This is a genomic window from Nocardia vinacea, from assembly GCF_035920345.1.
GTDB classification, from domain to species: domain Bacteria; phylum Actinomycetota; class Actinomycetes; order Mycobacteriales; family Mycobacteriaceae; genus Nocardia; species Nocardia vinacea_A.
Genome location: NZ_CP109149.1, coordinates 10,027,536 through 10,041,573 on the forward strand (window position 1 = coordinate 10,027,536; position 14,038 = coordinate 10,041,573).

The window sequence follows — 14,038 nt, forward strand, 5'->3', positions numbered from 1 at the left end:
ACCCCCAGCCAACTCGCGGCGGCCCGCATCGATACCACCACGACCTTGCCCGGCGCGCGCGATGAGCGGGCAGGACAGAACCCAGGGATCTGGCAGCAAACGATCTACAACTACACCCGCGATTTCACCATCAACCTGCGCCACGCCGAAGCCGGGGATTTGATTAGCTGTTCCGCGACCGAGGAGCATCAAAATGGCGCCGAGCATTCAACAGCTGATGGTCTTATTTGGGACTGCGAGGATAACGGTGTCATCGCTACGCTGACTCGGCAGTATCTACGTCCGAGCCAAACAGTCACACTCCGCTGGAAGGTTACCCGTGAGCACTCGTGACGCGGTCGAGCACACCATCCGGGCATGGAATCAGCACGAGATCGGTCGAGGTGCCCCAGCCGTCATCGACTTCGACTTCTTCCCATCCGCTGGTTCGCAGCCAAGCCCAGTCGACCGGCTCGCAACGTTTCGGCGGTTGAGCGAGCTGCTGCGCGAAACCGAGGAACCCTCGGTTGTGAAGCGAGTCAACGCTGATCTCGCGTATCTCCGAGCACTCATGGGCGAACGCGCGACCCTCGATGACTATGTCCGCGCAACGCAAGGATGTCCGGCCGCTGGGTGGCCCACCGACTATGTCACCGCCAAGGGGGAGATCGCCCGCCAATGCCTGGACAGCCGCGGTATCCGATGGGGCGAGAACACCGCCATTGATCTCGCTGAGGCTGAAGGCCCGATCGATGCGTCTGCGGCACCGGACGCGATCCGCCAAGCCGCAACCGAATACGAGCCGGTCGTGCGGATCGCGACCAATACGCAGGCCGCCTACGAGCTGACGATCGAGGAAGCCGACGTCGACGCCTACTGGGGGTACTGGCTCGACGGCGCTGGTCAACGAGTTCGTCTGCGGCTCAATATGCGCAATGCGAGCTATACGAAAGTCCAAGCCCGCCAGTTCGCGCTGCATGAGGTCTTAGGTCACGGATTGCAAAGCGCCAGCATCGCCGCCCGCTGCGCGACAGAAGATGTCCCGTGGGTGCGCCTATTGTCTGTTCACGGCCCACAACAGGTCCTGCTGGAAGGCTTGGCACAGGCGATGCCGTTATTCATCGCCCCCGACGATGAAGCGTTGGTTGCGCGGGTACGGATCGACCACTACACCCACCTCGTGCGCTCCGAACTGCACATCGCGTTGAACGCCGGAACACCCATCGAAGAATGCGCGCGACACGCCCAATCGCGCGTGCCATGGTGGAAAGACAGCCAAATCGCCGGTCTGCTGGCAGACCGCAGTACCGACCCGCAGCTCAGAACCTACATGTGGGCATACGCCGCTGGCATCGACTGGTTCGCCAACCTCGCCGACGCGAACGAGACAACGATTCAACAGGTACTCCACGCCGCATACCGTGCCCCACTGACCCCGACCGACCTCGAAGAACTCTGGCGCGAAGGACCAGCTGTCGGTGGTCCCGGAGGTTGTGGCCTGTAGGAGCACAAGATTCGCGCGGTCACCGGCAGCCGGGCCGCGTTAGACAGCTCGCAGCTGATTGGGAACGTTTCGACGTGTGGGGCAGCTTTGCTGCGCGAGCGTGGTGCGGATGGGAGCGTTTATCCTGTTGCGGCAGAATGTGTTTCGGCGCCGTGAAGGGGGCGGGTTCACGTGGTCAGTCCGGGCGGGGCCACCCGATGTGGACGCTGAGGCGGGCGCGTGCGGGTGATGGGCCGCGGTTGCGTGCCCTGCGGATACAGGCGCTGCGCACTGACGGAGCGGCGTTCCTCGAAACTCTACGGGAAGCTGCAGCATTGGATGCAGCCGCCTGGGAAGCCCGCATAGCCCGCTACAGCCGTCGCGGGCATCAGGTCCTGGTCGTCGCCGAGGATCTGGGCAACTCTTCGTGGGTGGGCATGGCGGGCGCTTTCCTGGATTCCGAGCGTGACAGCGATGAGTTCGATCTCCCGGATCCGCCTGTTGCTGCTGGTGATCGGTGGGCAATGGTGTGGGGCACCTATGTTGATCCGTCGCACCGGGGCCAAGGTGTCGCCGATGGCTTGTGTGCAGGGCTCTACAAGTGGGCCGCTGAGGAAGCCTGCGTCGACTGGCTGGGCCTGCATGTACGCGATTCCAACACCCAAGCGATCCAGCTGTATGACCGCCAGGGGTTTCGCGTTGTTTCGCTCAGCCACCATCCAGAGCTGGGCGTGACCTCCTTGGTCATGGTCCAACCGATTACCTAGACCAACCGCAGGCAACCTGGATCGGATGTGTCCACTACTGCTGGCTGAACCACCTCGCTGGAGGTCGACCGGCCCGCCACCGGCTCAATCCTGGCTCTCAACGGTAGCCCGGATGAAGCATCGTTACCACCGTGAATCCACCGACACGATGACCACTGGTGACCGTCTGCACACCACCTTCGGTGGGGCGGCGCGGATCGATTCCAACTAGGATCTGCGGATCCGGATGTGATCATCGGTGACAGGGGTTGAAAGTAGTCATCGGTGACCGAGTGACGATCCGTCACGGAGCCACCCTGCTGGCATCGAAATCGGCGGCGACGCAGCGATCGGGAAGAACATTGTGAGCTCGCCGATGGCATCCATCCGGATCAGCCACACAGGGATGGCATCTGACATCGAGCTGATTTGCCTGCCATGCGCCTATTCTCACCGGCACAATTGATGTCCGTCGTACTAGGGGAGGAGCGTGTGTCGATGCCGACGACTGCGCTGTTGATGATCGATCTGCAGAATGGCTACCTGGTTCAGGATGTGCGGGACGCCCTCGGGTGGCCGCCGATCTGGCGCCTCGATGAGGTGGTCACTGAATGCCGATTGCTTTTGACCGCGGCCAGAGCGGCATCGGTGCCGGTGATCTACTCGCGTCAAATACCCAGCCCGGCAGGGCAGTTGGCCTTCAATCCCCGAGCCGCACGGCATCGCCGATACCGGGCAGCGCGAGTGCCGAAGCTGACGCCGCAGGACAAGGCGTGGCGATCTGAGTTGATGGATGCGATCGCTCCCGAACCCGGCGATTTGGTATTGGAGAAGACCAGGCACAGCTTCTTCGCCTATACCGAGCTGGCCCCGATCTTGCGTAGCCTCGGCGCCCAACGGCTCATCGTCGCCGGGCTGCAGACCAATGTGTGCGTCGAGGCCACCGTACGGGCGGGGCTGGAACACAACTTCGAGGTCGCCGTCCCCGAGGATGCTGTCAGCACCGACGGGCCCGCATTGCATTACGCCGCTCTGAATTCGATGCGCGTCCTCTACGTTGAAGTCGCGCCGTGGCGAGACCTGATCGATCCCGACGCAGAATGGGAGACCGCGTTCACAACCCCGAACTACGGCCGCGATACCGCCTATTGGATCGACCCTGCGACCACCTCGCACGACGACGATTCCAGCGCCGATCTACCCGCGGGCGCGCGTCCATAGACGACGCCGTGGGTGAACGCACCACCCTGTTGCCGCTTGTGTGTGAGACCGCTAAACCCGCGACATCGATACGGGAACTCTCATCCCGCCGTGGGGACCATCGAGCGCCTGGGTTGCGCTTGAGCAGTCGAACTCAGGTGGCGTAGTGCCGAATATAGTGGGGCTGTGCGGGTTTCACTGGCTGCGAAGGTGGCCGACGGCGTAGAGCCGCGTGGAACGAAGATCGAGGCGTGCATACCCGTAATCGGAACCCGATCGGCGCGCACGATGTCGGTGGGCTGTGATGAACTGGTGTCTGTGCCAGCCGAATCCGAGTCTCGCCCGAGCACATCACTCCTGACAACCACGCCACCGCCATTGGTCCTGCCGCAAGATATCCGGACCGCCATGGAGCAGTGCGCCGCCCGGCTGGACGGTCGCGGAGCTGTGGCTGTGTGCGGCTTTCCTGCTTCTGGAAAGTCCACGGCCGCTGCCTATTTGGCCTCGCTCGTGGGTGCGACCGTCTTGGACAAGGACACCCTGGCGCCGGGACTCGAGCAAGCCGTAATGGGGGAACTGACAGGGGATCCGCACGATCGTGACAGCGAGACCTACCGACGATTGATCGCCCCGCACATCTACGACGCGCTGCTTCGCATTGCCTTGACCGTCGCAGTTAAACACCCCGTCGTGCTCGACGCACCGTTCCTCGAAGTCATCCGCCAGGCAGCCCGCGCCGGTGTGCCGCTCTCGGTGCAGATGCTGGCCCGCTCCGGTATTAACTCCGCGCCACCGCTTTCCACGGTGTGGCTCGACAGCTCGGCAGAACAGATCCGATCCCGGATGATCGCCCGCGGCGCTGAACGCGACAACCCGAAACTTGCCGACTGGCCTGCCTACCAGGCCGACGTACTCAACAGTGGAGTGCGCGAACTGGCGCATTCCGTTGTCGACGTAGTTATCGGCAACTGATCCCTGTCCTGCTCCTGCGCGCCCGACGACCACCGAGGGACAGTGATGTTTCTTGAAAAGTTCACTGATGATTCGAACCTCGGCGGCGCGGCGGCCTGGGAGGGGAGTTGTGCTCCTCGCTGCGCGGGAAGAGGCCGACCCTTGGAAGCGTTTCGGTCGGTGATCGTCGGTATGCTGCGATCACTGAACTGGTGGGTGGCGCAGCAATCGCGGAGGGCACACAATGTCTGACGCCGACAGGTCTGATGCCCTGCGGTCGGAAATCGCTGCCTTCTATGCGGGTTTCGGGCAGCCGGAGGTGTTGCGAGAGGCGTTCCTGCAGGCGTCGCTGCTGGTGCCGCTGATCGACGAGGATCGCGTGTATACCTCTCGGCTCGGGGGTGTCGATTGGGTTTGCGCGTTCACCAGCGTGGAGGAGTACGCCCGCTATATGGCTGCTCGTGGTGTTGATCCTGATCAGGAGTACCGGTATCAGACGCTGTTCGGTTGGCGGTTGGTCGAGTACGCCGCGACACGTTCGGAGCCGACGGGTGTGGCCGTCGATATCACTGGTTCGGCGCCGATGGCATTTCCACCAGAGGTGACCGGGGAGCCTGTTGGGGAGCGGGTGTAGCGGTGGGTGAGCAATTGAACGTTGATCCGGCGGTGTTGCAGCAGGCCGCGGATGGGATCACCGGTGTCATCGGTGAGTTGTCGGACCTGGGTGTGGGTGAGACGGGGGCGATGGGTCGAGGGTTTTCGCTGCTTACGTTGTCGCCGATCCAGGCGGGAAAGCAGTCGGTGCAGAACGCGTTCGAGACTTTCACCGAGCGGTGGTCGTGGGGTGTGCGGGCGTTGGTGCAGGCAGGCAATGCGATCGCGCAAACGTTGGGGTTGGCGGCGGGCCGCTATCACATCATGGATGAGAAGCTCTCGAACACGTTCAAGGAGATCACCAGCCATCTGATCGGGAACCCGCATCTGTCGAACGAGGAGATCGACAAAAGGTCGTGGGGAGAGACCCTGGCCGATAACCAGTACAACCAGATCCGCAACCGCGACTACAGCGCCGAGTCGTTCCAGAACGCGTTCAACCAGATCGGCACCAACATCGAAGTCATCCAGGCGGTGGGCCCGGACGCGCTCGCTGGCGCAGTGCCCGGGGTTCACTGGAATACCGGGGCGGCGCAGCGGGCCGCTGAGATCCGTAACGAGCAAGGGGGGCAATAGCTTTGGGGATCGGGGACTTCGTCAACTCGGTCGGTGACGCGATCGAGCACGGCGTCGAATCGGTCACTCAGAAAGCGGGCGAGCTCGCCGATTCCGGGTTGGACGCCGCCGCCGCGCTGGCCCGCAACCTTGGCGCGGACGGGGTCGCCGAAGGGCTGGACGATCTCGGCGACAAGATCGCCGATCTGGCCGGCGGCGAAATTCACGAGCGTGAACTCGGGCAAACCAGGGATCCGAAAGAACTGATCCGTGGTGATCCCTCGGCGATCCATGATGCCGCCGAAGCATTGGGCAAGATGGGTGATTCGATCGGGCAGACCGGTGATGCCCTGCGCACTGTGAACACCGCGGATTGGACTGGGACCGCCGCGGAGGAGTTCCACACTGAGTTCGCTAAACAGCCCAAGCTGTGGTGGGAAGGCGCGGACGCGATGCACAAGGCGTCGGGCGTACTCAACAGTTGGTATTACGAGGTCACCGCCGCCCAAACCAAAGCCGCCGACGCGATCGCGCGATGGGATGCCGCCGAGGTCGAGGAAACCAGCAAGAAGACCCAGTGGAACGCGCTGTCCGATGAGCAGAAACGCAAAACCCCCCTGGTCGACACGTGGACGTCGATACGCAACGAGGCCCGCGAGATCCTGCGTGGTGCCCGCGCCCAACGCGACAACGCCGCAGCCTCGGCCGCGGGAGCGTTGGCGGCGGCGACAGAGTCCGCGCCGACCGAGCCGCCGTTCACCGAACGCTGGTCCGACAACGTCTCGGACCTGTCGGGGGCGTTGGATCAGGCGAAGCTGAATTTCACCTCCGGGTTGTTGACCAGTTTTTCCGGGATCGTGCAGTTCGTGCGTCAGGTCAGCCCGCTCGACGCCTACAACCTCACTCATCCGGCCGAATACTTCTCGGGGATGTCGGATCTGGGCACCGGGCTGGTGGTGGCCGCTGCCGATCCCGGGGCGACGACGTCGGCGATCCTGTCCGGTGCCCGCAAGAACCCCTCGGAATTTTTGGGTTCGCTCACCGGGGACTTGATCACCACCGTCGGGACCGGTGGTGCGGGCGCGGCCAAACCCGCACTGTCGGCGTTGGACACGGTCGGTGACGTCTCCAAAGTCACCAAAGCCACCCACACCGTGGCCAGCGCGGCAGAACACGCCCCACACCCCACGCCCAGCACCCCACACACCACCCACACCCCGACCTCGACCCCGCACGAAACCGGGACACCCGCGAGCACGCACCCGACGACCGAATCACCCTCGCCAGCCTCGACCGGACACGAACCAGGAACACCGACCGCAACCCAACCGAGCGCGACCGAGCCCGGCGCGCACCCGAGTACGACCACGGAGTCTGCGCCACAACCGGGATCTACCACCTCCCCTGAAACCCCTACCCACACAAACGAACCCGCCGCTGCTCGACCGGATGACGCAACGCCGGGCCACGCACAGGCCGACGCGCCTGGATCCACTCATCCCGAACAGCCTGGGACCCACTCCCCTCCCTCCGCCGAACACCTGGGTGACGCGCCACAGTCACCCTCACAGCACAATCCCGATTCGCCATCGGGGCGACCGGATTCGGGCACACCCGCAGCGCCACACGCCAGCACCGAGACTCCTGGGCATTCGGGTCCGGAGGCGGGTCAGCCCACCCAGCACCCGGATACTCCAGACACCCCTACCGAGCACGGCGGCGAGAGCCCGCACCAAACCCACGACCCCGAGCCGTCACACGCAGGCGAGGACGGCACGAACCCCGGCGGCCACGACGGTGCATCCCCGGAACATCAAGCACCGCACCAGGATTCGCCGTCAGAGCATCCCACGCCGCAGGATCGCGCCGACGCCGATCACGGTGCGGGCGATACCGCACGGGAGAACGGCGCGGACAACGACCGCACCCCCGGCGATAAAACCTGCTCGGAGGACCCGGTTGATATCGCGACCGGTGAATTCCTGCTCCCTGAAACCGATGTCGAGCTGCCTGGCGTCCTCGCTCTGGCATTGCGGCGCACGCATCGCTCGAACTATCGATACGGTCGCTGGTTCGGTCCCTCTTGGTCGGCGACCTTGGACATGCGCCTGGTCGTCGAACACGAAGGCGTGACGTTCCTCGGCGAGGACGGCATCATGCTGGCCTATCCACACGCTGAGGTCGGTGTCGCCACCGAACCGGTGACCGGTGGACAGCAGTGGACATTGACCCGCACCGAGGTCGGCGGCTACCGGATCTGGGACCAACACCGGGAAATACTGTGGCATTTCGCGCCCGAACCCGGCCTCGACAGCATCGAATCCCGGCTGGGCAACTACGCCATCTCCGCGATTACCGACCGACACCGCAACCGGATCCGCTTCCACTACGACACCAACGGCGTCCCGACCGAAGTGTCACACTCCGGCGGATACCGCGTCCGCATCGACACCACGGCCGGACGGGTGACCCGACTATCACTGATCGGTGTCGATCCCGATGGTGCCGAAATCCGTACCCGGCTAAGGGAATTCGCGTACGCGCATGGAGTGCTGTCGGCGGTCGTGAACGCTGTCGGTGCGACCACGACCTACACCTACGATGACGATCATCGGTTGATGTCCTGGACCGATTCCAACGGCAACCAGATGGTCAACACCTACGACGGATCCGGTCGTGTCATCTATCAACGAGGCACCGCAGGAGTACTCGATACCGACTTCGAATATCTCGAATTCCCTGACGGCACAGGATGTCTCACCAGCGTCACTGACTCGCTTGGTGCGAGCACCACCCACGGCTTCGATCGTGACTTGCGTCTTCGCGATCTCGTCGAACCCGGTGGCGGCCGAACCCATATCGACTACAACGCCGACCGCAAACCGCTGAGAGTTATCGCACCCGACGGGGCGGTGACCCAATACGGGTACACGCGCGACGGCGACATCGCCGAAGTAACCCGCCCAGACGGACGCACCGTCGAGATCGAGTACATGTGGCGCAACCGCCCTACCCGCGTCGTCGACGCGGACGCCACCGTGCGGCAACAGGAATGGGATAAGAACGGCAATCTTGTCAGTAGCGTCGATGCCGCGGGGACGAGGACGTCCTACAGCTACCACCCGAACGGCGCGGTCGCCGAGACAATCGGCGCAGGTGGCGCGCGGACCGGCTTCGAAGTCGGTGCCGCCGGGCTCCCTGTTCAGATTACCGATCCATCCGGGGCGATTACCCGCATCGACCGCGACCACTTCGGCCGCCCCATTCGAATCACCGACCCATTGGGCGGCCGGACCCACTACGAGTGGGCGCCCGATGGAAAGCTATTGCGGCGCATCGACTCCGACGGACATGCGCAGGTTTGGAGCTACGACGGTGAAGGCAACCTGCTCACACATACCGATAGGGCAGGCAACCTCACCCGATTCACCTACGGCGCGTTCGACCTGGTCAGCTCCCGCGTTGACCCCGATGGCTCCACGACCCATTACAGCTGGGATAGCCAACGCCGCCTTACCGCCATCACCAATCCCCTCGGTCAATCCTGGACCTATGAATACGATCAGGCTGGACGTCTGATCGCCGAGACCGACTACGACAGCGCCACAATCCGATACGCACACGATCGATGTGGACGAGTCGCCAGCGTTACTCCAGCGACCGGCGACTCACGCCACCACACCTACGACGTTCTAGGTCGTCTGACGGCCATCGCCACCGACACCGGCGATTGGGTCCGCTACACCCACGATCCGATGGGGCGAGTACTGGCCGCCGTCACCGGCGCCGCTGACGAGACCATCAGCGCCCTCGAATTCACTTACACCGCAACCGGGAACCTGGCGACGCAACGCCTCGACGATCAACAGGTGATGCGCTACGAATACGACGAGCACGATCGTCGAACCCGCCGGCAGTCACCGACCGGCGCCACCACCGCGTGGCACTATGACTCCGGTGGCCGCGTGCGCGCGATGGGCGCCGATGGGCACCACATCGACTTCGCTCACGACCCGCTCGGTCGTCTCACCGGTTGGCGACTCGGCGAAATCACGGTGAACCGTCAACTCACCGACATCGGCTACGTCGCTGCCCAACAGGTCACCGCCTACCCGGGCACCTCGCTCGACCTCGACCTCGGCCCGTCGACCCGACCGGCACCTCGACAGATCCGCTCCGACGAATACCGTTACCGCCCCGATGGATATCTCACCAGCCACGTCCTGACCCGCCCGGACACCGAACCCGCGCGCCGGGACTACACGCTCGACCGGGCCGGTCGCATCACCACCATCGCACACAATGGAATCCTCGCGGAGAAATACGTCTATGACCCGCTGAGCAACATCACCAACGCGCTCGCGATACCGGAATCCCGTGCAGCCCATGATATTCACGCCCAGATCTCCGCAGGGCCGGACGCCCCTGGACAGGCTGCGCCACCGGCCGCGGATCGCAACACGGGTGAGCGGGAATATCGAAAGAACCAGCTGATCCGCGACGGCCGCACGCGTTACCAGTACGACGAATCCGGGCGCCTCATCCGCAAAACAACAACGCGCCCCTTCCGCAAGCCCGACATCTGGCACTACCGCTACAACGGCTTCGACCAACTCACCGACGTCTGGACACCCGATCACCAGTGGTGGCATTACACCTATGACGCCCTCGGGCGGCGAACCAGCAAACAACGCCTCGACACCAACCGAGCCGTCCTCGAACGCATCGACTACACCTGGGACGGCACCCGGCTCATCGAGCAATCAACCGACGACTCCACCACACGCTGGCAGTACCACCCCGGCTCATACTCACCGATCACCCAGACCACCGACCAGGACACCGTCGACCGCGAGTTCTACGCGATCATCACCGATCTCGTCGGCACCCCAACCGAACTCGTCGAACCCAACACAGCCACCACCGTGGCCACAGCGACAACCGACCTCTGGGGCAACACAACATGGGAAGGGCAAACCAGCACACCGCTGCGCTACCCCGGCCAGATCCGTGACCCCGAAACCGGACTGCACTACAACCTCCACCGCAGCTACGACCCCACCACCGGCCGATACCTGACACCAGACCCACTCGGCCTCACCGCAGCACCCAACCCGAACACCTACCCCCACAACCCCACAACCTGGTCAGACCCCCTCGGCCTCATACCCAACGAATGCTCAACCGGCCCCGGCGCCAATCCACAGAACCAGACACCGGGCCAACCAACACCTGAAACCCTTTACCACTACACAAACCATGAAGGGCATGACGGAATCCTGGAAAGCCAAGAACTGCACCCATCCCTCCGCGAGCAGAACCCCAAAGACGCTCGCTACGGCGACGGCCAGTACTTGACCGACATCGAGCCCGGAACCCGAACACTCGGCCAGCTATCAGCGGCTTTCCTACGCGTCCCCTGGGCAGGCCAGAAGTTCACCCACTTCATCGAGATCGACGTCACCGGCCTCACAGTGGTGCAAGGGCGACCTGGAGTATTCGTGATACCGAACACCGGACCCCTAGACCTTGCAGGACGAATCATCCGGTCAGGAAGGAACTGAACATGCGATACGTGAAAGTCACCTGGCACCATGATTTCGACGACGAGCCCGTCGAATACTTCCACGAAGTCGGCGACGACAACTGGGAAACACGCAGAGTACAGGTCTACCGCGACGGACATCTGGAATGGGCCGACGAAACCCACGAAACCGCAACCGCCGGAGTCGCGGAAATACCGATCGCGCCAATCGAAGAGATAGCAGCGCAACCCGAATTCGACGCAGAAGAAATATCCCAAGACCAATTCGAGCGCCAGTGGTCACAAGCCCGCGCAGAGATGTAACACTTTACCCCGCAGGGTCGCTCGGGGTTCTGTGGCCAGTGGATGTGGTCGCCACGGTCGCAGACGGAGATGCCTGCTGGGGGAAAGTTCGTCGACTCAGCTGATGTGCGAGTGAGCGCCGGCTGGGTTGTTCGCTCGGTATGCGGCTAGTTAAGGCTGATGGTAGGACTTGATCCCGGCCAGGATCAGTCCGAGGTACCCGGTGGGAGGCTCCCTAATCGGCTGCCCGCCAGCAGTATCGGTGTGGCTCTCTAATGGCTTGCATCCCACAGGGTTACCGTGCGGGCGGGCTGGAAAGAGTCTGCTTTGGCTCGAAGTAGCGGTGCCTTCTCGCGCAGATACGTATCCATCGATCTGGAAGGATACCGATGTCGGTCATCATCGGAACGGACCCGCACAAATGCTCGGCTACCATCGAAATCATCGGCCTTGACGCGAAGATCCTAGCGAGCGGGGTACGCCACCGGCCCGGCCGAGTACGGCGAAATGCTCTGTGCGGCAAAGCGCTGCGGTCTCTGAAAGACTGATCGTCACGTCTTGCGCGACCGGCGCAGCCAGAGCCTAGCGAAAGGGACGATCACGGTGAGGACGCCGACCGCGATGGATTCGCTGGGCCAGTCGCTGCTGCCGACCTTGTCGCACACAGGGTGTCGTGATGCGCGATGATGCTCGTGTGACGCACCGGCTGCTGCAGACTGTGCGCCGTCTGCTCGGACGGCGCGCGCGGGGTCGCGGTGGGCGTCAAACATTCATTGTCGAGTGAGCCTCGTAAGGAGCCTTGTGAGCACCCTCGGTAGTTTCATCTGGTCGATTGCCGACCAGCTTCGGGGTCCCTACCGCCCCAACCAGTACGGCAACGTAATCCTCCCGCTCACGATCCTGCGCCGCCTCGACTGCATCCTCGAGCCCGACCGGGAGACGGTGCGCACGCTGTCGGCGAAGTACGACAACCCCAACCGGCTCAAGATCGAGGTCAAGAAGGCCACTGGGCGGCCGTTCTATAACACCTCGAACTACTCCTTCGCCAACCTCCTCGAAGACGCCGACGGGCTGGCGGACAACCTGGCCGACTACATCGACCGGTTCTCGCCTGATGTCGACGTGTTCGAGTACTTCGACTTCAAGAAGGAGATCCTCGCCCTGGAGAAGGCGGAGTTGCTGCGCGAGGTCGTCACGTCCTTCAAGGCCGTCGACCTGCATCCGGACGTCGTCTCCAACGCCGATATGGGCGATGCGTTTGAGTACATCATCCGCAGGTTCAACGAGGCCGCGAACGAGACCTCCGGCGACCATTACACCCCGCGGGACGCGATCCGGCTGCTGGTCGACCTGCTCTTCGCCGAGAAGGACGCCGACCTGACCGAGGCCGACATTGTCCGCACGCTGTATGACCCCACGGCGGGCACCGGCGGCATGCTCGCCCTGGCCGAGGAGCATCTGCTCGCACAGAACCCCGACGCGAAGCTGAGCCTGTACGGCCAGGAGTACAACCCGCAGTCGTACGCGATCTGCAAGTCCGACCTGCTGGCCAAGGGCCACGACGCGACCAACATCGCCTTCGGCAACACGCTCACCGATGACGGGTTCAAGGGCCGCCAGTTCGACTTCTGCATGTCCAACCCGCCGTACGGCGTCGACTGGAAGCAGTACGCCAAGGCGGTCACGAAAGAGCGCGACGAAGCGGGCCCCTACGGCCGGTTCGCCCCCGGCCTCCCGGCGACTTCGGATGGGCAGATGCTCTTCCTGCTCCACCTGGTTCACAAGATGCGGGCGCCGGAGGACGGCGGCGGCCGGGTCGGGATCGTGATGAACGGCTCGCCGCTCTTCAACGGCGCCGCCGAGTCCGGCCCCTCCAATATTCGCAGGTGGCTGCTGGAGAAAGACCTGGTCGAGGCCATCGTCGCGCTGCCAACCAATATGTTCTTCAACACCGGCATCCCGACCTACATCTGGATCCTCGACAACACCAAACACCCCGACCGCAAGGGCCTGGTCCAGCTCATCGACGGCACCTCGTTCTGGACCAAGATGCGCAAGAGCCTCGGCGCCAAAAACCGTGAGCTCAGAAGGGATGACCGCGCCAAGGTGGTGCGTCTGTACGCCGACTTCACCAACTCCGACCCGGACTACTCCAAGGTGCTGCGCAACGACGAGTTCGGCTACTGGACCATCACCGTCGAGCGCCCCCTCCTCAACGAGTCCGGCAACCCCGTCGTCGACCGCAAGGGCAAGCCCAGACCGGACCCGAAGAAGCGCGACACCGAGAACGTCCCGTTCACCTACGGCGGCTCGACCGCCGGTGTGGCTGGCAAGGTCGAGGTCATCCAGGCGTACTTCGACGCCGAGGTGAAGCCGCACGTTCCCGAGGCCTGGATTGACTGGGCCAAGGTCAAAACCGGCTACGAGATCCCCTTTACCCGCCACTTCTACAAGTACGTCCCTCCGCGTTCCCTCGCCGAGATCGACGCCGACCTGGAGAAGCAGGTCGCCAAGATCCTCGACCTGTTGCGGGAGGTCGAGCAGTGAAGTCAGACCGTTGGCAGAGTCTTCCCCTCAAACGGATCGTCGAATCCGTTCAGAGCGGGACTAGCGTCAACGGCGCACCCTGGCCTGCCAACGGCA

The 14,038-nt window shown here is 63.5% G+C and carries 10 protein-coding genes; all 10 read left to right on the top strand.

Annotated features, from left to right (window positions below; genetic code table 11):
* The first annotated feature begins 45 nt into the window (after positions 1 to 45).
* Complete coding sequence (locus OIE68_RS45480) at positions 46 to 333, top strand: hypothetical protein (protein ID WP_327097054.1); 288 nt, start codon at positions 46 to 48, stop codon at positions 331 to 333.
* Positions 320 to 1,483 (top strand): hypothetical protein, encoded by a 1,164-nt coding sequence (locus OIE68_RS45485; protein WP_327097055.1) that lies wholly within the window; start codon positions 320 to 322, stop codon positions 1,481 to 1,483. Before OIE68_RS45480 ends, OIE68_RS45485 begins: the two co-directional genes overlap by 14 nt.
* A 239-nt stretch (positions 1,484 to 1,722) precedes the next feature.
* Positions 1,723 to 2,229, top strand: coding sequence for an N-acetyltransferase (locus tag OIE68_RS45490; RefSeq protein WP_327097056.1), 507 nt, complete (start codon positions 1,723 to 1,725; stop codon positions 2,227 to 2,229).
* 477 nt (positions 2,230 to 2,706) lie between these two features.
* A complete protein-coding gene (locus OIE68_RS45495; protein WP_327097057.1) occupies positions 2,707 to 3,429 on the top strand; it encodes a cysteine hydrolase in 723 nt (240 codons plus the stop codon).
* 291 nt (positions 3,430 to 3,720) lie between these two features.
* The gene (locus OIE68_RS45500) at positions 3,721 to 4,380 is read left to right on the top strand and encodes an ATP-binding protein (protein ID WP_327097058.1); all 660 of its coding nucleotides are present in this window, start codon (positions 3,721 to 3,723) and stop codon (positions 4,378 to 4,380) included.
* A gap of 223 nt (positions 4,381 to 4,603) precedes the next feature.
* Positions 4,604 to 4,993: a hypothetical protein gene (locus OIE68_RS45505; protein ID WP_327097059.1), complete on the top strand. Its 390-nt coding sequence runs from the start codon at positions 4,604 to 4,606 to the stop codon at positions 4,991 to 4,993.
* A 32-nt stretch (positions 4,994 to 5,025) separates the two neighbouring features.
* Positions 5,026 to 5,589, top strand: a complete 564-nt coding sequence (locus tag OIE68_RS45510) for a hypothetical protein (RefSeq protein WP_327097060.1) — start codon at positions 5,026 to 5,028, stop codon at positions 5,587 to 5,589.
* 2 nt (positions 5,590 to 5,591) lie between these two features.
* Positions 5,592 to 11,132: a putative T7SS-secreted protein gene (locus OIE68_RS45515; RefSeq protein ID WP_327097061.1), complete on the top strand. Its 5,541-nt coding sequence runs from the start codon at positions 5,592 to 5,594 to the stop codon at positions 11,130 to 11,132.
* Positions 11,133 to 11,134: 2 nt separating this feature from the next.
* The gene (locus OIE68_RS45520; RefSeq protein WP_327097062.1) at positions 11,135 to 11,416 is read left to right on the top strand and encodes a DUF6881 domain-containing protein; all 282 of its coding nucleotides are present in this window, start codon (positions 11,135 to 11,137) and stop codon (positions 11,414 to 11,416) included.
* A 780-nt stretch (positions 11,417 to 12,196) separates the two neighbouring features.
* Positions 12,197 to 13,942, top strand: coding sequence for a class I SAM-dependent DNA methyltransferase (locus OIE68_RS45525; protein WP_327097063.1), 1,746 nt, complete (start codon positions 12,197 to 12,199; stop codon positions 13,940 to 13,942).
* The last annotated feature ends 96 nt before the right edge of the window (positions 13,943 to 14,038 follow it).

What these genes read in the sequence shown, in the direction of transcription:
- OIE68_RS45495 (WP_327097057.1), top strand. Translation starts at nt 2,707, where the DNA reads ATGCCGACGACTGCGCTGTTGATGATCGATCTGCAGAATGGCTACCTG.
- OIE68_RS45505 (WP_327097059.1), top strand. Translation starts at nt 4,604, where the DNA reads ATGTCTGACGCCGACAGGTCTGATGCCCTGCGGTCGGAAATCGCTGCC.
- OIE68_RS45520 (WP_327097062.1), top strand. Translation starts at nt 11,135, where the DNA reads ATGCGATACGTGAAAGTCACCTGGCACCATGATTTCGACGACGAGCCC.